Raw genomic sequence first — 23634 nt, 5'->3', positions numbered from 1 at the left:
TACCTTCGTCCACGAGTTGTACGGGGAGCAACCAATCGTGCGCGAACCGAGGTGTGACACAAAACGCACGCGCGGCGCTGTCATGAGTACGGGCTTGTCGCACGAGTCCGTACGGACGGCGACCGGGGCCTCTCCTGTGGGGGGTGGCGGCCTCGGTCGTCTTCCACCTCCCTCTCGTGGACCTCACCACGCCATCCTTTCGGCTCACTTCCGGGTGCCCACAGACCGTACCCGGACTCGGGCGTCCCGCGGGCCGCCGCCGACGAAGCCCCCGACGACCCGGGCGGGGCGGACCTGACGGACCCGGCCGGCCCGCGGGACGGTGTGCGTACGGCCGAAAACAGGGCCATTCGCCCCTGTGGGATAGGCCGTCCGTGCCTGTTTGATCACACCGGAGGACCCCGGGCGAAGGAACCGACAAAGCGTCGCTACGATGTCCGGGGCCGGTGGACCGTACCCGGCCGGGCCCGACCGACAACGAAGCCGGCAGGCCCCCGCCCCGCTTCCGGAGGGTTTTCCGTGCCGGCTGGAACGTTGTACCGCGGCCGGGAAGGAATGTGGTCCTGGGTGGCTCATCGAGTCACCGGCGTCCTCATTTTCTTCTTCCTGTTCGTACACGTCCTCGACACCGCTCTCGTCCGCGTCTCCCCCGAGGCGTACGACGATGTCGTGGCTACCTACAAGACGCCGATCGTCGCGCTGCTGGAGTACGGCCTCGTGGCCGCCATCCTGTTCCACGCGCTGAACGGTCTCCGCGTCATCGCAGTGGACTTCTGGTCCAAGGGCCCGCGCTACCAGAAGCAGATGCTCTGGTCGGTCATGGTGCTCTGGCTGGTGCTGATGATCGGGGCCCTGATCCCCGTCCTCGGCCACGCCTACCTCGAACTGTTCGGGAAGTGACGCGCATGTCCTCTGACACTTCTTCCGCTCAGGGCATCGGCGACGTGGAGGGCGTGAGCCTCTACGACGTGGACAACCCGGCGCCGTTCATCGAGGCCCCGCGCAAGCGCACCGGCAAGACCCCGCGCTCGACCCGCGGCAACTTCGAGATGGTCGCATGGCTCTTCATGCGCCTGTCCGGCATCGTCCTCGTGGTCCTGGTCATCGGCCACCTCCTCATCCAGCTGGTGCTGGACGGCGGTGTCTCCAAGATCGGCTTCGCCTTCGTGGCCGGCCGCTGGGCGTCCCCGTTCTGGCAGGTCTGGGACCTGCTGATGCTGTGGCTGGCCATGCTGCACGGCGCCAACGGCCTGCGTACCGTCATCAACGACTACGCGGAGCGCGCGAACACGCGCCTGTGGCTGAAGGGCCTGCTCTACACCGCCACGGTGTTCACCATCCTTCTGGGCACGCTGGTGATCTTCACCTTCGACCCGAACATCCGCTAGGCAACGGGGCTGAGGCGACACATCTCATGAAGATCCACAAGTACGACACCGTCATCGTCGGCGCCGGCGGCGCGGGCATGCGCGCCGCCATCGAGGCGACGAAGCGCAGCCGCACCGCAGTCCTGACGAAGCTGTACCCCACCCGCTCCCACACGGGCGCCGCGCAGGGCGGCATGGCCGCCGCGCTGGCCAACGTGGAGGAGGACAACTGGGAGTGGCACACCTTCGACACGGTCAAGGGCGGTGACTACCTGGTCGACCAGGACGCCGCCGAGATCCTGGCGAAGGAGGCCATCGACGCCGTCCTCGACCTGGAGAAGATGGGCCTGCCGTTCAACCGCACCCCGGACGGCACCATCGACCAGCGCCGCTTCGGCGGCCACTCCCGCAACCACGGCGAGGCCCCGGTCCGCCGGTCCTGCTACGCCGCGGACCGCACCGGCCACATGATCCTCCAGACGCTGTACCAGAACTGCGTCAAGGAGGGCGTGGAGTTCTTCAACGAGTTCTACGTCCTGGACCAGCTGATCACCGAGGTCGACGGCGTCAAGAAGTCCGCCGGTGTGGTCGCGTACGAGCTCGCCACCGGCGAGATCCACATCTTCCAGGCGAAGGCCGTCGTCTACGCCTCGGGCGGCAACGGCAAGTTCTTCAAGGTGACCTCCAACGCGCACACCCTCACCGGTGACGGCCAGGCGGCCTGCTACCGGCGCGGCCTGCCGCTGGAGGACATGGAGTTCTTCCAGTTCCACCCGACGGGCATCTGGCGCATGGGCATCCTGCTGACGGAGGGCGCCCGCGGTGAGGGCGGCATCCTCCGCAACAAGGACGGCGAGCGCTTCATGGAGAAGTACGCGCCGGTCATGAAGGACCTCGCGTCCCGTGACGTCGTCTCCCGCTCCATCTACACGGAGATCCGCGAAGGCCGCGGCTGCGGCCCCGAGGGCGACCACGTGTACCTGGACCTGACGCACCTGCCGCCGGAGCAGCTGGACGCCAAGCTCCCGGACATCACCGAGTTCGCGCGCACCTACCTCGGCATCGAGCCCTACACGGACCCGATCCCGATCCAGCCCACCGCGCACTACGCCATGGGCGGCATCCCGACCAACGTCGAGGGTGAGGTCCTGTCGGACAACACCACCGTCGTCCCCGGCCTGTACGCGGCCGGCGAGGTCGCGTGCGTGTCGGTGCACGGCGCCAACCGCCTCGGCACCAACTCGCTCCTCGACATCAACGTCTTCGGCCGCCGCGCGGGCATCGCCGCCGCCGAGTACTCCGCCAAGGCCGACTACGTCGAGCTGCCGGAGAACCCGGCCGAGGTCGTCATCGACCTGGTCGAGCGGCTGCGCAACTCCACCGGCACGGAGCGGGTCGCCGACCTGCGCAACGAGCTGCAGGAGACGATGGACGCGAACGTGTCGGTGTTCCGCACGGAGCAGACCATCAAGACCGCGGTCGAGAAGATCGCGGAGCTGCGCGAGCGCTACAAGAACGTCTCCGTCCAGGACAAGGGCAAGCGGTTCAACACGGACCTGCTGGAGGCCATCGAGCTCGGCAACCTGCTCGACCTGGCCGAGGTCATGGCCGTCTCGGCCCTGGCCCGCAAGGAGTCCCGCGGCGGTCACTACCGCGAGGACTACCCGAACCGCGACGACGTCAACTTCATGCGCCACACCATGGCGTACCGCGAGGTGGCCGCCGACGGCAAGGACTCCGTCCGGCTCGACTACAAGCCCGTCGTCACCACCCGCTACCAGCCGATGGAGCGTAAGTACTGATGGCCACCCCGACCCTCGTGAAGAAGGAGGAGGCGAAGCCCGCCGCCTCCTCCCCGTACATCACGGTCACGTTCCGGATCCGCCGCTTCAACCCCGAGGTCTCCGACCAGGCGGAGTGGCAGGACTTCCAGATCGAGATCGACCCGAAGGAGCGCGTGCTCGACGGTCTCCACAAGATCAAGTGGGACCTGGACGGCACGCTCACCTTCCGCCGCTCCTGCGCGCACGGCATCTGCGGCTCCGACGCGATGCGGATCAACGGCAAGAACAGGCTCGCCTGCAAGACGCTGATCAAGGACATCAACCCGGAGAAGCCCATCACCGTCGAGGCCATCAAGGGCCTGACCGTGATGAAGGACCTCGTGGTCGACATGGAGCCCTTCTTCCAGGCGTACCGGGACGTCATGCCGTTCCTGGTCACCAAGGGCAACGAGCCGACCCGCGAGCGCCTGCAGACCGCCGAGGACCGCGAGCGCTTCGACGACACCACGAAGTGCATCCTGTGCGCCGCGTGCACGTCCTCGTGCCCGGTGTTCTGGAACGACGGCCAGTACTTCGGCCCGGCGGCGATCGTCAACGCGCACCGCTTCATCTTCGACTCGCGTGACGAGGCCGGCGAGCAGCGCCTGGAGATCCTGAACGACAAGGACGGCGTGTGGCGCTGCCGCACCACGTTCAACTGCACCGATGCCTGCCCGCGCGGCATCGAGGTCACGAAGGCGATCCAGGAAGTCAAGCGCGCCCTGATCACCCGCCGCTTCTGACCCCCCCCGGTCAGCCGGTCGTACGACGAAGGCCCCGCCCCCGGTTCCGCACCGGGGGCGGGGCCTTCCGCCGTTCGGGTGACCGCCCGGCTTCCGGCCGCCGGGCCGGTCGGCGTCCTACGATGATGCCCTCGACAGCAGCCCACGGGAGGCACGTGATGTCCACAGCACCCGCTGAGCAACCCCACAGCGAATGGCCACTCATCGATCTGGCCAACCGGCTCATGGAGCAGTACCCGGGCCACCGAGTCGAGATCATCGGAGGGCAAGTCCTCGTGTCCCCACCAGCGGACCGTGCCCACGCCAGGGCCTTGACCGGCCTCATGCTGCCCTTCCTCAATGCGGGGCTGCACGGCGAAGACGCAGACGTGCTCCAGGCCATCGGCATCTGGCTGCCTGACGGGCACGAGGACTACGCCATCCCGGATCTCTCCGTGGTCGATGCCGACCTGGAGGATCACTGCATCGAGAACAACTGCTACGACCCCGTCGGATTCCGGCTGGTCCTGGAAGTCACCTCCAGCAACTACCAGACTGACCTGCGGACCAAGGTCACCGCCTACGGCAACGCCAAGGTCCCCGTGTACGTGATCGTCGACCGCAGGCACAACCGCCTGCACGTCCTCACCGACCCGGTGGCCGACGGGTACGAGACCCACCGCGTCCACGCGCCCGGCGAGCTCGTGACCCTGCCCGAGTCGATCGGCGCCAAGGTCACCCTGGACGTCGCCGAAATCCTCGCGTCGGCGGCGCACAAGCCGGAGGCCGGCGCCGAGTAGTGGCTCAGGGGGCGGTCAGGGTGGTGTCGGGGGCGTCCCCGATGGCCGTGTGACCTGCCCGGCGACAGACTCGTCGGCATGACGAAGTCTTCCCTCAGCACCAACTCCCCCGCATCACACCGCCGTTGGATCGGACTCGCCGCCGGGTGCGCGGCCCTGGTGTCCTTGACGGCCGGAGCGCTGCCCGCCGCCGCGGCAGATGGTGCGGGGCCGGCGCCCGACGCCGCGGCCGGCGCCGAGGTCCGTGTCCGGCTCGACGAGGCGGCCCTGCAGGGTCTGATGGTGCCGGACAAGGTGGCCTCCGGGACCATGGCGCGGGTTTCGGCGCCCGGCGTCCGCTGGACCGGGGTGACGGGCGGGCTGTCCCAGGATCCCGCGGCGTCCTTCCGGATCGGCAGCGTCACCAAGCTGTTCACCTCCACCGTCGTCCTGCAGCTCGTCGCCGAGGGCCGGTTCACGCTGGACACCCCGGTCCAGCGGATCCTCCCCGGAACCCTGCCCGCCCACTGGGCGCCCATCACCGTCGGCCAGCTGCTCAGCCACACCAGCGGCCTCGGCCGGCCGTGCGTCGCCCCCGAGAACCCGCAGGCCCCGACCCCGGCCGCGGTCGTCGCCGCCGTCACCGACCCCGCCTGCCCCGCCCCCGAGTACCCGGTCACCCGGCAGCAGTACAACGGCATCAACCACTTCCTCGCGGGCATGGTGATCGAGAAGGCGACCGGGCGTTCCTACGCGGACGAGGTGCAGCGGCGGATCGTCCGCCCGCTCGGGCTGCGCCACACCTACCTGCCCGCCGCCGGCGACACCTCGATGCCCGCCCCGTCGCTGGCCGCGCCCTCCGAGGTCGAGCCGTGGGCCTGGGCCGAGGGCGGGATGATCTCCAATGCCCCCGACCTGGAGCGGTTCCTGGGAGCGCTGCTGCGGGGCCGGCTGCTGCCGCCCGCGCAGCAGCGGGAGCTGTTCGCGATGCCGGCCCTGGCGCAGGGGGCCCGGGATCCCATGAGCCGGGCGGGTCTCCTGCGTGCGGAGCTGCCGGACGGCACGGTGGTCTGGGGCAAGACCGGGTCCATGGAGCCCTACACCAGCGGGCTGTTCGGCACGGCCGACGGACGCCGCGTGCTCACGTACGCGTACACCGGTGTCACCCGGGATCCCGAAGTGCAGCGCACCCGCGCCCTCGACCTGGTGGCGGCGGCGTTCTGAACCGGAGAGCACGGCCGGGCCGGGCGGGTTCTGTGCAAGGATCGACCGTATGAGCGATCAGCAGCCGAATCCGTACGCGAGCGACAACGGGCAGGCCGGCAGCCCGGGTTACGGCTATCCGCAGTCCTATCCCGCCGCGCCGGGCTACCAGCCGACCGTCGGCGGTGCGGGCATACCGGCCCCCGGCCGGCCGCCGGCGATACCGCCCGCGATGCCGCCCGCCGCGCAGCCCGCGTACGCCCCGGCCCCGGTCCCGGCCCCGCCCATGGGTGGCGGCGGTCTGACGCTCGGTGACATCACCGTCGTCGGCGACCAGATCATCACCCCGTCCGGGACGATGCCGCTCAAGGGCGCCATGTGGAACGCCACGGACTTCTCCCGGACCGAGACGAAGATCCCGCCGCACGCCATCGTGCTCGCGATCGTCTTCTTCCTCTTCTGCCTGCTCGGCCTGCTGTTCCTCCTCATGAAGGAGAAGACCACGACCGGCTACATCCAGGTCACGGTCACCAGCGGCGGCCGCCACCACGCCGCGATGATCCCGGCGACCGACGCGGGCACCTTCCAGTGGGTGATGGGGCAGGTCAACTTCGCGCGCTCGCTCAGCATCTAGCCCTTCGTCAGCTGCTCCCGGCCGAAGCCCGGGATGCCGTGCGGGACTCCAGGGCCGCGTCGAGGAGCTTGCGGGTCGGCTTGTGGGTGACACGGCCGGCGAGCCGGGACAGCTCGGCGAGGGCGGGCTCGCCGTCGGTGCGGGCCAGTGCGGTGATGCAGGCGCCCGCGACCCTCGGGCTCAGGGCCCCGTGGCATTCCAGCCAGCACAGCGCGGCCTCGGCGAGGCGGCCGAGGGCGGGCACGGAATCGGGGTGCGGGGGCAGGACGGCCAGCGTCCAGGCCAGCCCGCGCAGGGCGGTGGCGTTGTGCGGGTCCCACATCGCGTTGGCGTCGGGCTCGTACCCCCCTTCCTCGACCAGCGGCACGGTGCGCGGCGTGCCCACGAGTTCCAGCCAGCCGAGCACCTGCTCGCGCACCGGCCCGGCGCCGATGGCGTCGCACAGCGTGCGGGCGGTCCGCTCCCAGCGGGCGGAGGGCCTGACGGCGGTGGCGGTCATCGCGTGGGCCAGCAGCGGCTGCCAGCGCTCCCCGTCGGCCAGGGCGCGGTCCGCCCAGGCCTCGCCGACGTTGAGCACGGGCCCGGCCAGCTTCGGGACGACCGCGTCCAGGCCCTCGCAGTGGTAGGGCGACAGGTGGCTGCGGCGCAGGGTGGCGACGACGGCGGGCGCCAGGGGCCGCCCGGCGGCCAGTTCGCCTTCCACCAGCGCCCGCTCCCAGGCCTGGTAGCTCGTGCGCCACCGGACGCCGACGGTGTCGAGCTGCCGCTGCCGCTCGGCGACGAGCACCTCCCCGGACAGGTCCCGGTCAAGGACGGCGACCAGGGCCAGCAGGTGCCTCCCCGGCTCGGTGTCCGCGTCCGCGGTGCGGAAGTGCCCGGCCAGGGCGTCCCTGACCCGTCGGCGCGCCGGGGCGGGGTGGGCGCACAGGTCGGCGAGCGCCTGTGCCACGAGATCGTCCCGGTAGTTGAACTGGCGGCGGAAGGGCGCCTTCAGCAGCGCGGCGGCAAGCTCTTCGGCGGCGATGCCCTCGGCGGCGCCGCCCTCGGCGATGATGCGGCGCACTTCGTCGGTGTGTACGGGGTCGTACCCCATGGTGCCCCCTGTCAGCGGTACGGTCCGGGGAGGGGCGGCCCCTGACCCGCCGTCACCCCCCTGTCCGACAGCGTACTGTCGGGCACCGACAGCGGCCGTCCGGGGGATTTACGCAGGCGGCGGGCGGTCCGGCTCCGGCAGGATGCGCCCATGACGAACACGGTCCCTTCGCCCGCCGCCCCTCCGCCCGCTGCCTCTTCGGGCGCCGCCTCTTCGGGCGCCGCCTCTTCGGGCGCCGCCTCTTCGGGCGCCGCCTCTTCGGCCGCTGCCGCCGCCGGCCCCCTTCCGCCCGACCCCCTCCCCGCCCATGACGTGGCCGGGCCCGCCGACGGGCCGGCCGTGGTGCTGCTGCACTCCTCCGTCTGCGACCGGCGGATGTGGCAGGCGCAGTGGGGGCCCCTGGCCGAGGCGGGCTTCCGGGTGGTCCGGATGGACTTCCGCACCTGCGGCGAGACCCCGCCCGCGACCGCGCCCTACCGCGACGAGGACGACGTACTGGAGCTGATGGACCACCTCGGCATCGAGCGGGCGGCCCTGGTCGGCTCCTCGTACGGCGGCCGTGTCGCCCTGCAGATCGCGGCCCGGCACCCGGGGCGGGTGACCCGGCTGGCCCTCGTCTGCACCGCCCTGCCCGGCCACACGCCGAGCCCGGCCCTGCGGGAGGTCGGCGAGCGGGAGGACGCGCTGCTGGAGGCCGGCGACGTCGAGGCGGCGGTGGAGCTGATGGTCGACACCTGGCTCGGGCCGTCCGCCCCGGAGGAGGCCAAGGAGTTCGTACGGACCATGCAGCGCCGCGGTTTCGAGGTCGCGCGGACCGTCGCCGAGGACCACGAACTCCCGGCGCACCCGGTCGACCTCGCGGCCGTCACCGCTCCGACGCTGGCGTTCGGCGGCGCGTACGACCACCCCGATTTCCGCGGGATCGCCGCGTCCGTCCCGCAGTCGGTGCCGGGCGCCCGGCACGTGGAGCTGCCGTGGGCCGGCCATCTGCCGTCGCTGGAGCGCCCGCAGGAGATGACCGCCCTGCTGCTGGAGTTCCTGGGCCGCCCGTGAGGCGGCCGGATGGCAGCCCCACCGGGGGCGTGCCAGGTTTGGAGGAGGGGAGCGGCCGGCGGCGGTGAACACGCCCGCGCCGACGCCCCCTCCGGCCCCCGCGCGACCACGGCCCTACCGGCCGTGCGTGCGCCGCGGCTGCGGCCCGCGGGGCCGGCCGGATCCGTGTCGGCTGAACAGGAGCCAGCGATGACGACGGACGACAGAGTGCGCGGGGCCGGGGCGAGAACCTCGCCGGTCTCCTCGTCCACGCCCGACCGGACAAGGACGCGGACGCAGGCGGTACGGGACGTCTCGCCCTCGCCCAGCGGCAGCCTCCGACCCACCGCCACCCCTCCCGCCCGCCCGTGGTGCTGCCATCCGACCAACGACACCGCCACGAAAGGGTCACGCATCCGATCCACGAACCCACGAACGACACCCGCACCCGCCCCCGACGCACGGCATGACACCGACGAATGACACATCACCACGGATCCCGAAGGAAACATGCGAGCCTGGAGCAGGAGATCGAGCTGGGCGTCGACTTCGGCCGCCAGGTCGGGGTCTCCCGTGTGGAGGGCCGGCTGATCATCACGGAGTTCGAGGACCGCGAGGCGCCGGAGTCCCCCGGCTCCAGGGCGGCCCGCGCGCGGATCTGCATCAAGCGGAACATCCACGGCAAGTGCCTGATGTGGATCGAGGCGCCGGAGTAGCGGCCGGCGTCCCACAACCCCCCGCACCACGCTTGAACCTGTTCAAAAAGAGGTCTACAGTCAGTCCTGCCAACGAGTTGAACACGTTCAAGGGGGGCGAGGGCATGGACCTCACCGTCGTCGCGTACGTCATCTACCTGATCATCAGCATCGGCCTCACCGTCTGGGTCGCCCGGACGCTCAGCCGCAACGGGCGGGTCTTCATCGCCGACGTCCTGCACGGGAACGAGAAGCTCGCGGACGCCGTGAACCACCTCCTCGTGGTCGGCTTCTACCTCGTGAACATCGGCTTCGTCACCCTCTACCTGCGGTCGGCCGACACCATCGACACCGCCCGCACCCTCTTCGAGGCGCTCTCGGTCAAGCTCGGCGTCGTCCTGCTCGTCCTCGGCGTCATGCACCTCGGCAACGTGTGGGTGCTGAACAAGATGCGCCGCCGCGGGATCATGGAGCGCCAGCAGACGCCGCCGGTCGCCCCGAACGCCTGGACCGCTCCGGCCGCCCCGCAGGGCTGGACCACTCCGACTGCCGGGGCCTGACCGATGGCACCGGCCGCGCGCACCGCCGCCACCCGGCACCTGACCGTCCTGTACGACGCGAACTGCCCGCTGTGCGTCCACATCCGGCACTGGCTGCTCGGGCAGCGGTGGCTGGTCCCGCTCCGGCTCGTGCCGGCCGGGTCCCAGGAGGCACAGCAGCGGTTCCCCCGGCTCGACCACGCCTCGACCCTCCGCGAGATCACCGTGATCGGGGACTCGGGCCAGGTCTGGACCGGAACCGACGCCTTCATCGTCTGCCTGTGGGCGCTGGCCGAGCACCGGCCGAAGGCGAACTGGCTCGCCACCCCGGCGGGCCGGCCCTTCGCCCGGGCCGCCATGTACACCGCCTCCGCCTGGCGGCAGGCAGTGCGGACCGAACCCGGTGCGGAGACCGGTGCGGAGACCGGCCCGGAGACCGGCGCCGAGACCGGCGCGGAGGCCGGTCCGGACGCGGAGGAACCGGCCTGTGGCGAGCACTGCCCCGCACCCCGATAGGCTCGGACACCGTGACTGATCAGAAGGCTCCCAAGAGCGAGCAGACCCGCACGCTCATCCTCGAAACCGCGCTCCGCCTCTTCCAGGAGCGCGGCTTCGACAAGACGACCATGCGGGCCATCGCCAAGGAGGCCGGAGTCTCGGTCGGCAACGCCTACTACTACTTCGAGTCGAAGGAACACCTCGTCCAGGGGTTCTACGACCGGATCGGCGCGGCCCACCAGTCGGCGGTCCGGCCCCTCCTGGACAACGAGACCGACCTGCAGAAGCGGCTCGCGGGCGTACTGACGACCTGGCTGGACATCGCGGCGCCCTACCACGAGTTCGCCTCGCAGTTCTTCAAGAACGCCGCGGACCCCGAGAGCCCGCTCAGCCCCTTCTCCCCCGAGTCCGAGCCGGCCCGCAAGGCCGCGATCGACATGCACCGCGAGGTCCTCGCCGGCGCGAAGACCAAGGTCCCGGACGAACTGGCCGACGTACTGCCCGAGCTGATGTGGCTCTCGCACATGGGGCTCGTCCTGTACTGGGTCTTCGACCGGTCCCCCGACAGCGTCAAGACCCGGCGGCTCGCCGAGCGCGGCGCGCAGCTCACGACCCGCGGCATCATCCTGGCCCGCTTCCGGGTCCTGCGCCCCCTGGTGCGGGAAGTGCACGAGCTGTTCGCGGACTTCCTGCCGGGCATGGCGCAGACGGCCGTGTCGAAGAAGAAGCGCGCCTCCGCCGCCCCCTACCCGGATCCCGGCCCGGAAGCCGAGGCCGAGGCACACCGGGCCGGCGGCCAGTACTAGGGCGGCCGCCGCGCCCCGAGGGGCCGGCGGCCCCGCTAGGGGCGCTCCGGTTCCACGGCGCGGACCGTGATGGCGGTCTTGCCGCGGGCCTGACCCGCCGCCAGGCGGCGTACCGCCTCCGGTACGTCGGCCAGCGGGTACGCGGCGCCCACGACCGGGGTCATCCGGCCCGCCTCCACGAGCGCGTTCAGCGCTTCGAGGTCGGCCCGCCGGGTCTTCGCGACGAGCATCGCCAGCCGCTGCCGCACGAAGGGCGACAGCGCGACCGCACGGAGCTGCCGGCGCACCCCGAGCCAGTCCCCCGCGTCGTCCTCGCCGCCCGCGATGACGAGGGTCCCGCGCGGTGCGAGGGCCCGGCGCAGCCGGGACAGGCTGCTGCTGCCGCCGATGTCCAGGATGACGTCGTAGCGCGGGCCGGCGGCCGCGAAGTCGCTGCGGGTGTAGTCGATCACGTGGTCCGCGCCGATCGAACGGACCAGCTCCGCCTTGGCCGTGCTGCACACCCCCGTCACCTCGGCCCCCAGGGCCTTGGCCACCTGCACGGCGAACGTCCCCACGCCGCCCGACGCCCCGAGCACCAGCACGCGCTGCCCCGGGCGCACGCGGCCCACGTCCCGCAGGCCCTGGAGCGCGGTGAGCCCGGAGACCGCCAGCACGGCGGCCTCCTCGAAGCCGAGCCGGGCCGGCTTGTGCACGATCCGGTCGGCGCGGGCGGCCGCGTACTCGGCGAAGGAGCCGGCCGCGATGCCGTACACCTCGTCGCCCACGGCGAAGCCGGTCACGCCGGGCCCCACCGCCGCGACCGTGCCCGCCACGTCCAGCCCGACCCTCGGGTTCCGCGGCCGCCGCAGCCCGAGCACCAGCCGTACCGCGTAGGGCTGCCCCGCCATGAGGTGCCAGGTGCCCCGGTCGACGCCGGCCGCCGCGACCCGGATCAGCACCTCCCCCTTCCCGGCGGAGGGCCGGGGGACCTCCGCCAGCCGCAGCACCTCGGGGGGACCGTAGCCCTCCTGGACGACCGCCTTCATCAGCTCCATACCAGCCCGCCCTCTCTTCCGTACTAAGTACGACTTACTTAGTACGGTACCCTGCGGGCAGCAGCAGACACGAGGTCTCCGACGGAAAGCGATATGTCCAAGCAGGCTCCGCTCAGCCGCGAACGGGTGCTCGCCGCGGCGGTCCGCGTCGCGGACGCGGGCGGCATCACCGCCCTGACGATCAGGTCCGTGGCGCAGGAGCTCGGCGTCAAGCCGATGTCCCTGTACCACCACGTGCCCAACAAGGAGGCGATCGTCGACGGCATCGTCGACACCGTCTTCGCCGAGATCGAACTGCCCCCGGCGGCCGGCACCGACTGGCGGACCGCGCTCCGCCGCCGCGCCCACTCCGCCCGCGCCGTGCTGCGCCGCCACCCGTGGGCGACCGCGGTGATGGACTCGCGCGCCCACCCCGGCCCGGCCACGCTCCGGCACCACGACGCGGTGATCGCCACCCTGCGCCGGGGCGGCTTCCCGTTCCCGCTGGCGGCGCACGCGTTCTCGCTGCTGGACAGCTACGTCTACGGGTTCGCCCTGACGGAGTCCGCCCTGCCGTTCGAGCCGCAGGAGGTGGGCGAGGCCGTCGGGGACTTCCTCGCCGAGTTCCCGGCCGAGGAGTACCCGCACCTGGTCGAGTTCGCCCGGGAGCACGTCATGCGGCCCGGGTACGACTACGCGGCCGAGTTCGACTACGGGCTGGACCTGATCCTGGACGGTCTCGAACGGCGCCTGGCGGGCTGAGCGGGCCGCCAGGCGCCGTCCCGCCGTCCCGCCGTCCGGCCGTCCCGCCGCCCCTTCGGTTCAGGCCTGGTACGAGGCGAGTTCGACGACGGTGATGTCCGACGGCGCCCCGACCCGGACCGGCGGACCCCAGGCGCCCGCGCCGCGGGAGACGTACAGCTGGGTGTCCCCGTAGCGTTCGAGGCCGGCGACGGTCGGGTTGGCCAGGTCGGCGAGGTACTCGCCGGGCCACATCTGGCCGCCGTGCGTGTGGCCGGACAGCTGGAGGTCGACGCCGTGGCGGACGGCGTCGTGGATGACCACCGGCTGGTGGGCGAGGAGCACCGCGGCGCGGGACCGGTCGCGGTCCCCGAGGGCGGCCCGGAAGTCCGGTCCGCTGCCCTCCCGCTCGCCCTGCACGTCGTTGACCCCGGCGAGGTCGAAGTGCGGCAGGGCGCGGCGGGCGTTCTCCAGCGGGGTCAGGCCGAGTTCGCGGACGTGGTCGATCCACTGCTGCGCCCCGGAGAAGTACTCGTGGTTCCCGGTGACGAAGTACGCGCCGTGCCGCGCCCGGAGCCCGGCCAGCGGCTCGGCGGCGGGGCCGAGGTCGGCCACGTCTCCGTCGACGAGGTCGCCGACGATGGCGATGAGGTCGGGCTGGGTTCGGTTGACGGTCTCGACGATGCGGGCGGCGTGCGCGCGGCCCAGGACGGGGCCGAGGTGGACGTCGCTGACGACGGCGATCCGGAAGCCGTGGGCCGCGCGGGGCAGTTTGGCGAGGGGGACCTGCACCCGCTTCACGCGCGGCCCGCGCATCACCCCGTACGTCCCGTAGCCGACGGTCCCGGCGGCGGCCGCGGCCGCGACACCGGCGACGGCGCGGGCGACGAACAGCCGCCGGCCGATCCCGGCGCCCTCCGGCCCGTCCGGCCCGTCCGGCCCGTCCGACGTGTCCGCAGCCTCCTCGGCCTTCCGCTCCTCCGGCTCCGCCGGCTCGGGCGCCGCCTCCGGCTCGGGCGCCGGCCCGGACGCGGCCTGCACCGCGGCTCCCACGGGGGCGGAGGCCTGCGGCTGCGGTGCGCGCGCCGGTTCGGGCTCCGGCCGCGGCTGCGGCCCGCGCGCCGGGCCGCCGCGGCGCAGCAGGAGGGCCCGTACCGGCTCCGCGACCAGCATGGCCATGCTCAGGTACAGCAGGACGGCCAGCCACAGGTAACCCGGCCAGGCCACCGCCTGTTCGAGCGCGAAGGGGGCCCCGGCGCGGCCCGCGGTCAGGGCGGCCAGCGACAGCAGCGGCAGCGCGACGGCGAGGACGGTGCCCACCCGCCGGGCGGGGCCCCCGGGGCGGGTGGTGTCGCGGACCAGGCGGACCCACAGCCAGCGGTGGACCAGCCCCAACAGGCCGAGGACGAGCAGGGCGACGACGGCGAAGAGGACGACGGTCACTGCCCCGGCCCCCGGCGCGACTCACGCCGCAGTGCCAGCACCCCGCGCAGCCCGATCACACCAACGGCCGTCCCCAGGAGAAAGGACGCCACTGCCAGGAGAAGGTGGACCCAGAAATACCCGGTCGGCTCGCCCGCCGCGTCGAATGCCAGGCCGCTGCTGTCCTTCCACAGGTTCCGGACGAAAGACACCCAGATGAACCAGCTCCACACGCCGAACGCGAGCAGGAACCAGGAAGCGGAGCGGCTGAGTTTCATGCCCCCAGTATCGGTTCGGTCCCCAGGACGGACGCGCCGGGGTGGGCTGTCCCGGCGGTGGTGGAGCCGACTTGGCCGGTCCCGGGCGGTGGCGTGCCGTTGTACATGTACGTTCACCTGCGTGTCTGCCAAGAAGACCGCGCTGGCGGTCCTTTCCGCCGCGCTGCTGGTCCCCGCCCTCCTCGCGGTGCCCGCGCACGCCGCGCCCGCTCCCCCGGACGACGGAAAGGGGCAGCCGCAACAGGCCCCGGGCGCGCCCGCGCCGCCCGCGTCGATGTCGACCGTCGGCGGGTCCCTGCTCGGCCAGCCGGGCGTGCAGGTCAATCCGCTCGCCGGGGCGCCCGCCCTGCCGGCGAACCTCACGGGGCGGTCGTGGATCGTGGCCGACGCCGAGACCGGCGAGGTCCTGGCGGCGAACAACGCGCACTGGCGGCTGCCCCCCGCCTCGACGATGAAGATGCTGTTCGCCGACACGCTGCTGACCCGGCTCCCCAAGGACAAGATCCACAAGGTCACCGAGCAGGAGCTGTCCGGTGTCGGGTCCGGCTCCAGCCTGGTCGGGGTCAAGGAGGAGCTGGACTACTCCGTGCACGACCTGTGGCTCGGGGTGTTCCTGCGGTCCGGCAACGACGCCGTGCACGTGCTGTCCGCCATGAACGGCGGCATCGAGAAGACCGTACGGGACATGCAGGCGCACGCCGAGGAACTCCAGGCCCTCGACACCCACGTCGTCTCCCCCGACGGGTACGACGCCCCCGGGCAGGTGTCGAGCGCGTACGACCTCACCCTGATCGCCCGCTCCGGCCTGCAGAAGGCGGACTTCCGCGAGTACTGCAGCACGGCCAGCGCCAGGTTCCCCGGCCAGCAGGAGGCGGGCAAGCCGCGCGAGTTCTTCGAGATCCAGAACACCAACCGGCTGATGACCGGCGCCGGCGGCCTCGCCCCGTACAAGGGCATCGCGGGCGTGAAGAACGGCAACACCACGCTGGCCGGGGCCACCTTCACCGGCCTCGCCCAGCGCGGCGACAAGAAGCTGCTGGTCACGGTGATGAACACGGCGGGCGGGGCCAATTCCGTCTACGAGGAGACCGCCGGGCTCCTCGACTGGGGCTTCGCGGCGGCCGGGAAGGTCAAGCCGGTCGGGGAGCTGGTGCCGCCCAAGAGCGCCGACACCTCCGCGCACGGCTCCCCCGCCCAGTCCCACGACCGGGACCCGTCGGCGGACGGCGCCGAGTCCGGCGGCGGGCTCGGCACCGCGCTCGGGGTCGCGGCCGGGGCGCTGGCCCTCGTCGCGGCCGGGGCGTACGCCGTCAACCGCCGCTGGCCGCTGGGGGCGCGCAGCCGCCGCGAGGAGCAGGCCGACACCGACACGCCCTGAGGCCGCCGGTCCGGCAGGGTCAATTTCCGGCCGAGTCCGCGTCCCCGCCCTCCCCGCCCTCCCCGCTCTCCTCCTCCTCGGAGCGGGGGCGGGTCGCCGTCCAGGCCGCGCAGAACAGCAGCAGCTTCGCCGTGAAGTTGATCCAGAGCAGCAGGGCGATCGGCACGCCGAAGGCCCCGTACATGCTCTTCGTGGCGACGCCCCGCATATAGCCGCCGATCAGCAGTTTCAGCAGTTCGAAGCCGACCGCGCCGAGGAGTGCCGCCTGGACGAGGCTGCGGCGCGGAGGCTCCACCCCGGGCAGCAGGGTCAGCAGGTACAGCAGCACCAGGAAGGCGGCGACGACGCCGACCAGGAAGGCCGCGGTGCGCAGGACCACGCCGCCCGCACCCTGCTGGGGGATGCCCAGCCAGCCGCCGAACCGGCCGACCGCGCTGGCGCCGATGATCGAGGCGGCGGCCGAGGCCAGGCCGACGGCGCCGAGGCCGAGCAGGACGAGGGTGTCCTTGCCCTTGCGGACGAAGACGTTCCCCTCGTCCTCGTCGTCCTTGTCCCACACGGCCCGCAGGCACTCCCGCATGCTGCCGATCCAGCCGATGCCGGTGAGGAGCAGCACGGCGCCGGCGACGAGCCCGACGGTGGCCGCGTTGTCGACGAGGCCGGCGATGTCGAGCTGGCCGGAGATGCCGGGGACCTGTTCGGCGAGGGTCTTCTGGAGCCGGTCCAGCTGCTCCTGGCTGAGCAGGGCGGCGCCGACGGCGGCGGCCACGGTGAGCAGCGGGAAAAGCGCGATGAAGCTGATGAACGTGATCGCGGCGGCGAGCCGGGTCCAGTGGGTGCGGTCCAGGCGTTCGTACGAGCGCCAGGCGTGGGTCTGCATCAGCCGGGTGGCGGCCGGCCCGACCACCGGCAGGTTCTTCAGCCAGTCCATGGGCTCACCGTAAAGGAGCCGACGTAAATAGCCGGGATTGCCGCTTTCGGGGACTACGGTCGTCGATTGTGACTTTCCGCCACGGCCTTCGCCCGTTCCACCAGCTGGTCCTGCGCTCGATCGGATACCGGGCCCGCCGGGTCCTGCGGCCGCTGCGGCACGAGCCGCGTCAGGGCTGCTGTACGGAGGTGTCCACGACCTCATCGGCCGGGGCTCCGGCCTGCGCCGGGACGGTGCCCGCGGCGCCGCTGCCGAAAGGGTATTCGCGCAGCTTGCGCCACACCCCGTCCGAGCCCTGCTCGTAGAGCGCGAAGCCGGTGCACATCCAGCCGGCCACGTAGTCCGCGAGCTCGGAGAAGGCCAGGTCCATCGCCTCCTCGGAGATCCCGTGGGCGACGGTGACGTGCGGGTGGTACGGGAACGCGAGCTCCCGGTCGAGCGGCCCGGCGGGGTCGCGGACCAGGCCCTGCAGGCGGGTGCAGCCCGCGCCGCCCTCGGTGACCTTCACGAAGACGACCGGGGAGAGCGGGCGGAACGTGCCCGTGCCCTCCAGCCGCATCGCGAACGGCCCGAAGGCGGCCGCGACCTCGGCGAGGTGGGCCCGGATCCCCGGCAGCCGGTCCGCTTCCACCTCGGTGGGCGGGACCAGGGTGACGTGCGTGGGGATGCCGTGCGCGGCGGCGTCCCCGAAGCCGGCGCGCAGCTCCTGGAGCTGGGTGCCGTGCGGCTCCGGGACCGCGATCGAAACGCCGAGCGTTACGGTCCCCACGTATCTCTCCTTGGTCATCTGTGTGCCGGATGTGTGCGTGCCGTGCCGACCCAGTGTGCGGCCGATGGCCCCCGGAATGCCAGGGGCCATTCGTCCGCCTCTGCTCCGCCGGACTCGCCGACGGGGCCGGATCAGTGCTTTGCGGGCAGGAAGCCGAGGCGGTCGTACGCCTGTGCCAGGGTTTCGGCGGCGACCGCGCGGGCCTTCTCCGCGCCCTTGGCCAGGATCGCGTCCAACGTCTCGGGGTCGTCCAGGAATTCCTGGGTCCGCTGCTTGAACGGTGTGACGAAGTCGACCATCACCGCGGCGAGGTCGGTCTTCAGCGCACCGTAGCCCTTGCCCTCGTACCGGGCCTCCAGGGCCGGGACGGTCTCGCCCGTGAGGGTGGAGTAGATCGTGAGCAGGTTGCTGATGCCGGGCTTCTTCTCGGTGTCGAAGCGGATCTCGGTCTCGGTGTCGGTGACCGCGCTCTTGATCTTCTTCTCGGTGGCCTTGGGCTCGTCGAGGAGGTTGATCAGGCCCTTGGGGGACGACGCGGACTTCGACATCTTGATCGTCGGGTCCTGGAGGTCGTAGATCTTCGCGACCTCCTTGACGATGTGCGCGGCGGGCAGGGTGAACGTCTGCCCGAAGCGCTGGTTGAAGCGCTCGGCCAGGTCGCGGGTCAGCTCGATGTGCTGGCGCTGGTCCTCGCCGACCGGGACGGCGTTCGCCTGGTACAGCAGGATGTCCGCGACCTGGAGGATCGGGTACGTGAACAGGCCGACGCTGGCCGCGTTGACACCGCCCTTGGCGGACTTGTCCTTGAACTGGGTCATCCGGCTGGCCTCGCCGAAGCCGGTGATGCAGTTCATGACCCAGGCGAGCTGCGCGTGCTCGGGGACGTGGCTCTGGATGAAGAGGGTGCAGCGCTCCGGGTCGAGGCCGGCGGCGAGCAGCTGCGCGGCGGAGAGCCGGGTGTTCGCGCGGAGGTCCTTCGGGTCCTGCGGCATGGTGATCGCGTGCAGGTCGACGACCATGTAGAAGGCGTCGTGCGTCTCCTGGAGGGCGACGTACTGGCGGATCGCTCCGAGGTAGTTCCCGAGGTGGAACGAACCGGAGGTGGGCTGGATGCCGGAGAGCGCGCGAGGACGATCAGAAGCCATGGCTTCATTCTCTCAGGTGCACGGGCCGACTCGGGCCGTTTACCGGCCGGAAGCCGCCCGGTCCGCGCGGGGGTGCGACACGAACCACACCCCCGCGCCCCCACCCGGCCCGCCCCCGTCCACCTACCGGGCAGTAGCGCCCCGCCCAAACCAGCCCGCCGGCGTTTGAGGCGCCCCAACCCCAGCCCCGCCCAAACCAGCCCCGCCGACACCCGGCCCCGCCGGCAACCGAGGCCCGACCACACCAGCCCGCCGACGATCGAGGCCCGACCACACCAGCCCCGCCGGCGTTTGAGGCGCGGGGGTCCGGGGGCAGAGCCCCCGGGAAGCCGGCCCGCAGGGTCAGCACGGCAGGAGGCCGGGGCCTGGGGCAGCCGGGGCCGGGGCCGGGGCCGGGTCAGGACAGCGGGAGGCCGGGGGCCGGGTGGGCGGCCATGAGGTCGGCGACCTCGGCCCGGATCGCGGCAAGGGCCGGCTCGTCGCCACCCGCAGCCGCATCCACGGCCCGCGCGATCCAGTCGGCGACCACCGGCATGTACTCCGCGGTGAGCCCCCGCGACGTCAGCGACGGCGTGCCGATCCGGATCCCGGACGGGTCGAACGGCTTGCGCGGGTCGAACGGCACCGTGTTGTAGTTCACGACGATGCCCGCCCGGTCCAGCCCCTTGGCCGCGGTCTTGCCGGGGACGCCCTTGCGGGTCAGGTCGATCAGGATCAGGTGGTTGTCGGTGCCGCCCGACACCAGGTCGAAGCCGCGCTCCAGCAGCGCCTCGGCCAGCGCCTTCGCGTTGGCCACGACCGCGTGGGCGTACGCCGTGAACGACGGCTGTGCCGCCTCGTGCAGGGCCACCGCGATGCCTGCCGTCGTCTGGTTGTGCGGGCCGCCCTGGAGGCCGGGGAAGACGGCCTTGTCGATGGCCTTGGCGTGCTCGTCGCGGCACATCAGCATCGCGCCGCGCGGGCCGCGCAGGGTTTTGTGGGTGGTGGTGGAGATGACGTCGGCGTGGCCGGCCGGGGAGGGGTGGGCGCCGCCGGCGATCAGGCCCGCGATGTGGGCGATGTCGGCGACGAGGACCGAGCCCGCCTCCTTGGCGATGGAGGCGAAGGCCTCGAAGTCGATCGTGCGGGGCAGTGCGGTGCCGCCACAGAAGATGATCTTCGGGCGTTCGGCGAGCGCGAGGTCGCGTACGGCGTCGTAGTCGATCAGCCCGGTGTCCGCGGAGACCCCGTACTGCACGCCGCGGAACCAGCTGCCCGTCGCCGAGACCCCCCAGCCGTGCGTCAGGTGGCCGCCCATCGGCAGGGCCATGCCCATCACCGTGTCGCCGGGCCGGGCGAAGGCCAGGTACACGGCCAGGTTCGCGGGGGAGCCGGAGTACGGCTGGACGTTGGCGTGGTCCACGCCGAACAGGCCCTTCGCCCGCTCGACGGCGAGCGCCTCGATCCGGTCGATGTTCTGCTGGCCCTCGTAGTAGCGGCGGCCCGGGTAGCCCTCGCTGTACTTGTTCTGCAGGACGGTGCCGGAGGCTTCGAGCACGGCGGCCGACACGTAGTTCTCGCTGGGGATCAGACGGAGCGTCTGCGCCTGGAGCTGTTCCTCGGCGGCGACGAAGGACGCCAGCTCGGGGTCGGTCGTGGTCAGGGCGGGATGGCGGGGCGCGGTCACGGCGGCTCCTCCGGGGTCGATGTGGGTTCTCGTCCCCGCGAGGCCCAGGCGAGCGGCCCTGTGTGCGGTCGTGCGCGCGCGACTCCCCCGGAGTTCTTTCTCCGTGCGCCAGTTGCCGTGCGTACCGCCAACCTTAGCGGGCACGCCACGGGAAAGGTTTCCGCGTCCGGTATACGAGCGACGTATAGCCGTATACAAGGTGACACCACCCTGTCACCCCAACCGGCCCGCCGACGACGATCGGAGACCCCGTGTCGACCACTGCTGATGCCATCGCCACCGCCGAGGCGCACAGCGCGCACAACTACCACCCGCTGCCCGTCGTCGTGGCGACCGCGGAGGGCGCGTGGATGACCGACGTCGAGGGCCGCCGCTACCTCGACATGCTCGCGGGCTACTCGGCGCTCAACTTCGGCCACGGGAACCGCCGTCTGATCGACGCGGCGCGGGCGCAGCTGGAGCGGGTCACGCTGACCTCGCGGGCCTTCCACCACGACCGGTTCGCCGACTTCTGCACCGCGATCACCGAGCTGTGCGGCAAGGAGATGGTGCTGCCGATGAACACGGGCGCGGAGGCCGTGGAGACGGCGGTGAAGACCGCCCGCAAGTGGGGGTACGAGGTCAAGGGCGTGCCGGACGGCCACGCCAAGATCGTGGTGGCGTCCGACAACTTCCACGGCCGGACGACGACCATCGTGAGCTTCTCCACCGACCACGAGGCCCGCGACCACTTCGGGCCGTACACCCCGGGGTTCGAGATCGTCCCGTACGGGGACCTCACCGCCCTCGCCCACGCCGTCACCTCCAACACGGTGGCCGTGCTGCTGGAGCCGATCCAGGGCGAGGCGGGGGTGCTGGTGCCGCCGCCCGGCTACCTGCAGGGCGTACGGGAGCTCACGCGCGAGCGGAACGTCCTGTTCATGGCGGACGAGATCCAGTCGGGGCTGGGCCGCACGGGCCGGACCTTCGCCTGCGAGCACGAGGACGTCGTCCCGGACGTCTACATCCTCGGCAAGGCGCTGGGCGGCGGCGTGGTGCCGGTCTCGGCCGTCCTCGCCGACCGGGACGTGCTCGGCGTCTTCAAGCCCGGCGAGCACGGCTCCACCTTCGGCGGGAACCCGCTGGCCTGCGCGGTCGCCCTGGAGGTCATCGCGATGCTGCGGACGGGCGAGTACCAGCAGCGGGCCGCCGAACTCGGCGACCACCTGCACCGGGAGCTGAACCTGCTGGTCGGCGGGGGCGCGGTGACCGCCGTACGCGGCCGCGGGCTGTGGGCCGGCGTGGACATCGAGCCCGGGCACGGAACGGGCCGGGAGGTCTCGGAGCGCCTGATGGAGCGGGGCGTCCTCGTCAAGGACACCCACGGCGCCACGATCCGCATCGCCCCGCCGCTGGTGATCAGCAAGGAGGACCTGGACTGGGGCCTGGACCAGCTGCGCGCGGTCCTCGCCGCCGGCTGACGGGCCTCCCCACGGGCGCGGCGGGCGCGGTGTTCCGCCGCGCCCGCCGCGCCGACCGCGCCGACCGGGCCGGCCGGCGGAGGCGAACCGTGTACGGGCACGCCCGGCCGGGGAGCCGTCAGAGCGGCAGCCCGATCAGCCCCCAGTGCCGCCGCTCGGCCTCCCGGACCACCTCCGCCCAGCCTGACAGCAGCCCGGTGAACTCCTCGAAATCCGCGGTCCGCCGCCCCGGGGCGGCGGCGAGGCGTGCGTACGGCTCGCTCAGCCGCGGCAGGGCGGCCGCGGTCTCAGAGTCGTCGCTGTCGTCGTCCGCGTACGCCGGCTGCTGCAGCACCGTGAGCCGCTCGTCCGGCGGGATCCGCACGAGGTGCGCCCAGTCGACGACCAGGACCGTGATGTCGATACCCATGCGGCGACGTTGGCCCGGGCCCCGGAATCCGGGACTACAGGATGACGTGGGGCAGGAAGCGGGCGTACTCGTCCGTGACCGGCCCCGCCGACTCGCGGATGCCGAGGCCCGCGGCCTCCTCCTCGACGACCCACGCGCCGAGCACGACCCGGTTGCCGTCGAAGTCGGGCAGCGGGGCCAGCCCCTGGTAGACGTACCGCTCGCCCTCGGCCGGGGTGAACGGCTCGCCGCCCGGGGTGTGCAGGCTGACGCCGGCGCCCTCGCGTCCCAGCAGCGGCTTCGCGGCGAAACCGGTGGTCTCCGCCAGCTCGCGGGGGCCGTCGAGGTAGGCGGGCAGCAGGTTCGGGTGCTCGGGGAAGAGCTCCCACAGGATCGCCAGCAGCGCCTTGTTGGACAGCAGCATCTTCCACAGCGGCTCGATCCAGCAGGTGGTGCCGGAGCCGCCGCCCTGGTCGTAGGTGTCCAGGACGTACGGGCCGAACTCGTCGGTGGCCAGCCACTCCCACGGGTAGAGCTTGAAGCAGCCCCGGATGAACCGCAGGTGCTGGTCGACGAACCGGCCCGAGAGGGTGTCCCAGCCGATCTGCTCGACGGACAGCGCCTCGGTGGCCAGGCCCGCCTGTTCGGCGGTCTCCTGGAGGTAGGCCACCGTCATCAGGTCCTCGCCGAGCTCGTCGGCCTCCGAGTGCGCGAAGTGGACCGGGCCGGGCGGCAGCAGCTCCGCCTGTCGGCGCCAGGCGTCGACGAGCCGCTCGTGCAGGGAGTTCCACTGGTCGGCGCCGGGGAAGCGCTCCTCCATCCAGAACCACTGCGGACTGGCCGCCTCCACCAGGGAGGTGGGGGTGTCGGCGTTGTACTCCAGCATCTTGGCGGGGCTGCCGGAGCCGTCGTAGCGCAGGTCGAAGCGGCCGTACAGGGAGGGCTGCTCGGCGCGGCGCCGCCAGGACTCGGCGACGAGCGCGGCGAGCCGGGGGTCGGTGATGCCGAGGTCGGCGAAGCGGTCGTGTTCGACGATGTGCGCGGCCGCGGACAGGCACATGGCGTGCAGCTCCTCGACGACGTCCTCCAGCGCCTCGACCTCGGGCAGCGAGAAGGAGTAGTACGCGCTCTCGTCCCAGTACGGGCGCAGGGAGTCGTCGGGGTAGCGGGTGAGGGGGTAGATGAGCCCCTGCTCCTCGACGGTCTTCTGCCAGTCCGGCCGCGGCTCGATGGTGTGGCGCTCCACGGG

25 protein-coding genes are annotated in these 23634 nt (G+C 72.2%); 15 read left to right on the top strand and 10 right to left on the bottom strand.

Annotated elements, in window-relative coordinates:
• Positions 1 to 519 precede the first annotated feature (519 nt).
• The 7 genes from sdhC (at position 520) to ACIQUT_RS11800 (ending at position 6528) form a co-directional block, all read left to right on the top strand.
• Complete coding sequence (gene sdhC / locus ACIQUT_RS11830) at positions 520 to 900, top strand: succinate dehydrogenase, cytochrome b556 subunit (RefSeq protein ID WP_385426220.1); 381 nt, start codon at positions 520 to 522, stop codon at positions 898 to 900.
• 5 nt (positions 901 to 905) lie between these two features.
• Positions 906 to 1388 (top strand): succinate dehydrogenase hydrophobic membrane anchor subunit, encoded by a 483-nt coding sequence (locus ACIQUT_RS11825; protein ID WP_403561979.1) that lies wholly within the window; start codon positions 906 to 908, stop codon positions 1386 to 1388.
• Positions 1389 to 1414: 26 nt separating this feature from the next.
• Positions 1415 to 3169: a succinate dehydrogenase flavoprotein subunit gene (gene sdhA / locus ACIQUT_RS11820; protein ID WP_403561977.1), complete on the top strand. Its 1755-nt coding sequence runs from the start codon at positions 1415 to 1417 to the stop codon at positions 3167 to 3169.
• On the top strand, positions 3169 to 3933 hold the full coding sequence (locus ACIQUT_RS11815; RefSeq protein ID WP_403561975.1) for a succinate dehydrogenase iron-sulfur subunit: 765 nt from the start codon (positions 3169 to 3171) through the stop codon (positions 3931 to 3933). Before sdhA ends, ACIQUT_RS11815 begins: the two co-directional genes overlap by 1 nt.
• 158 nt (positions 3934 to 4091) lie before the next feature.
• Complete coding sequence (locus ACIQUT_RS11810; protein WP_403561973.1) at positions 4092 to 4712, top strand: Uma2 family endonuclease; 621 nt, start codon at positions 4092 to 4094, stop codon at positions 4710 to 4712.
• A gap of 78 nt (positions 4713 to 4790) precedes the next feature.
• Entirely contained in the window at positions 4791 to 5915 is a 1125-nt protein-coding gene (locus ACIQUT_RS11805) for a serine hydrolase domain-containing protein (RefSeq protein WP_403561971.1), read from the top strand.
• Positions 5916 to 5964: 49 nt separating this feature from the next.
• Positions 5965 to 6528, top strand: a complete 564-nt coding sequence (locus tag ACIQUT_RS11800; protein WP_403561969.1) for a hypothetical protein — start codon at positions 5965 to 5967, stop codon at positions 6526 to 6528.
• Positions 6529 to 6535: 7 nt separating this feature from the next.
• Here ACIQUT_RS11800 and ACIQUT_RS11795 read toward each other — a convergent pair whose 3' ends face one another.
• A complete protein-coding gene (locus tag ACIQUT_RS11795; RefSeq protein WP_403561967.1) occupies positions 6536 to 7621 on the bottom strand; it encodes a hypothetical protein in 1086 nt (361 codons plus the stop codon).
• Positions 7622 to 7771: 150 nt separating this feature from the next.
• On the opposite strand from ACIQUT_RS11795, the gene ACIQUT_RS11790 reads away from it, so the two are divergent.
• The 5 genes from ACIQUT_RS11790 (at position 7772) to ACIQUT_RS11770 (ending at position 11191) form a co-directional block, all read left to right on the top strand.
• Positions 7772 to 8674 carry an alpha/beta fold hydrolase gene (locus ACIQUT_RS11790; protein WP_403561965.1) on the top strand — a complete coding sequence of 301 codons (903 nt, stop codon included), beginning with the start codon at positions 7772 to 7774 and terminating at the stop codon, positions 8672 to 8674.
• 458 nt (positions 8675 to 9132) lie between these two features.
• Positions 9133 to 9369 carry a hypothetical protein gene (locus ACIQUT_RS11785; RefSeq protein ID WP_403561963.1) on the top strand — a complete coding sequence of 79 codons (237 nt, stop codon included), beginning with the start codon at positions 9133 to 9135 and terminating at the stop codon, positions 9367 to 9369.
• A gap of 104 nt (positions 9370 to 9473) precedes the next feature.
• On the top strand, positions 9474 to 9908 hold the full coding sequence (locus ACIQUT_RS11780; protein WP_403561961.1) for a hypothetical protein: 435 nt from the start codon (positions 9474 to 9476) through the stop codon (positions 9906 to 9908).
• A gap of 3 nt (positions 9909 to 9911) precedes the next feature.
• Complete coding sequence (locus ACIQUT_RS11775; RefSeq protein WP_403561959.1) at positions 9912 to 10403, top strand: thiol-disulfide oxidoreductase DCC family protein; 492 nt, start codon at positions 9912 to 9914, stop codon at positions 10401 to 10403.
• Between the two features lie 11 nt (positions 10404 to 10414).
• Positions 10415 to 11191 (top strand): TetR family transcriptional regulator, encoded by a 777-nt coding sequence (locus ACIQUT_RS11770; protein WP_403561957.1) that lies wholly within the window; start codon positions 10415 to 10417, stop codon positions 11189 to 11191.
• A 35-nt stretch (positions 11192 to 11226) separates the two neighbouring features.
• On the opposite strand, the gene ACIQUT_RS11765 is transcribed toward ACIQUT_RS11770, so the two are convergent.
• Positions 11227 to 12219, bottom strand: a complete 993-nt coding sequence (locus tag ACIQUT_RS11765; RefSeq protein WP_403562492.1) for an NAD(P)-dependent alcohol dehydrogenase — start codon at positions 12217 to 12219, stop codon at positions 11227 to 11229.
• 102 nt (positions 12220 to 12321) lie between these two features.
• Here ACIQUT_RS11765 and ACIQUT_RS11760 point away from each other — a divergent pair, with 102 nt between their 5' ends.
• On the top strand, positions 12322 to 12969 hold the full coding sequence (locus ACIQUT_RS11760) for a TetR/AcrR family transcriptional regulator (RefSeq protein WP_403561955.1): 648 nt from the start codon (positions 12322 to 12324) through the stop codon (positions 12967 to 12969).
• Positions 12970 to 13029: 60 nt separating this feature from the next.
• Here the strand turns inward: ACIQUT_RS11760 and ACIQUT_RS11755 are convergent, their stop codons facing one another.
• Together ACIQUT_RS11755 and ACIQUT_RS11750 are read right to left on the bottom strand one after the other, a co-directional pair.
• Positions 13030 to 14391: a metallophosphoesterase gene (locus ACIQUT_RS11755; RefSeq protein ID WP_403561953.1), complete on the bottom strand. Its 1362-nt coding sequence runs from the start codon at positions 14389 to 14391 to the stop codon at positions 13030 to 13032.
• Entirely contained in the window at positions 14388 to 14648 is a 261-nt protein-coding gene (locus ACIQUT_RS11750; protein ID WP_403561951.1) for an SCO4848 family membrane protein, read from the bottom strand. The genes ACIQUT_RS11755 and ACIQUT_RS11750 overlap by 4 nt, the downstream gene beginning before the upstream one ends.
• Positions 14649 to 14769: 121 nt before the next feature.
• Here ACIQUT_RS11750 and ACIQUT_RS11745 point away from each other — a divergent pair, with 121 nt between their 5' ends.
• A complete protein-coding gene (locus ACIQUT_RS11745; protein ID WP_403561949.1) occupies positions 14770 to 16026 on the top strand; it encodes a D-alanyl-D-alanine carboxypeptidase family protein in 1257 nt (418 codons plus the stop codon).
• Positions 16027 to 16045: 19 nt separating this feature from the next.
• Here ACIQUT_RS11745 and ACIQUT_RS11740 read toward each other — a convergent pair whose 3' ends face one another.
• From ACIQUT_RS11740 to glyA, 4 genes are all read right to left on the bottom strand, one after another.
• Positions 16046 to 16957 carry a YihY/virulence factor BrkB family protein gene (locus ACIQUT_RS11740; RefSeq protein WP_403561947.1) on the bottom strand — a complete coding sequence of 304 codons (912 nt, stop codon included), beginning with the start codon at positions 16955 to 16957 and terminating at the stop codon, positions 16046 to 16048.
• 169 nt (positions 16958 to 17126) lie between these two features.
• Positions 17127 to 17726 (bottom strand): 2'-5' RNA ligase family protein, encoded by a 600-nt coding sequence (locus ACIQUT_RS11735; RefSeq protein WP_403561945.1) that lies wholly within the window; start codon positions 17724 to 17726, stop codon positions 17127 to 17129.
• A gap of 131 nt (positions 17727 to 17857) precedes the next feature.
• On the bottom strand, positions 17858 to 18871 hold the full coding sequence (trpS, locus tag ACIQUT_RS11730) for a tryptophan--tRNA ligase (protein WP_403561943.1): 1014 nt from the start codon (positions 18869 to 18871) through the stop codon (positions 17858 to 17860).
• Between the two features lie 397 nt (positions 18872 to 19268).
• Entirely contained in the window at positions 19269 to 20537 is a 1269-nt protein-coding gene (gene glyA, locus ACIQUT_RS11725) for a serine hydroxymethyltransferase (RefSeq protein ID WP_403561941.1), read from the bottom strand.
• 251 nt (positions 20538 to 20788) lie between these two features.
• Here glyA and rocD point away from each other — a divergent pair, with 251 nt between their 5' ends.
• Complete coding sequence (rocD, locus tag ACIQUT_RS11720; protein ID WP_403561938.1) at positions 20789 to 21997, top strand: ornithine--oxo-acid transaminase; 1209 nt, start codon at positions 20789 to 20791, stop codon at positions 21995 to 21997.
• A 118-nt stretch (positions 21998 to 22115) separates the two neighbouring features.
• Here the strand turns inward: rocD and ACIQUT_RS11715 are convergent, their stop codons facing one another.
• Positions 22116 to 22406, bottom strand: coding sequence for a hypothetical protein (locus ACIQUT_RS11715; RefSeq protein ID WP_403561936.1), 291 nt, complete (start codon positions 22404 to 22406; stop codon positions 22116 to 22118).
• Between the two features lie 34 nt (positions 22407 to 22440).
• Complete coding sequence (locus ACIQUT_RS11710; protein WP_403561934.1) at positions 22441 to 23631, bottom strand: glutathionylspermidine synthase family protein; 1191 nt, start codon at positions 23629 to 23631, stop codon at positions 22441 to 22443.
• Positions 23632 to 23634: the final 3 nt, after the last annotated feature.

The organism is Streptomyces sp. NPDC090445, assembly GCF_044769385.1.
Classification (GTDB): domain Bacteria; phylum Actinomycetota; class Actinomycetes; order Streptomycetales; family Streptomycetaceae; genus Streptomyces.
Note: the sequence above shows the minus strand (reverse complement) of the source record. Positions and strands in the feature narration are given on the sequence as shown.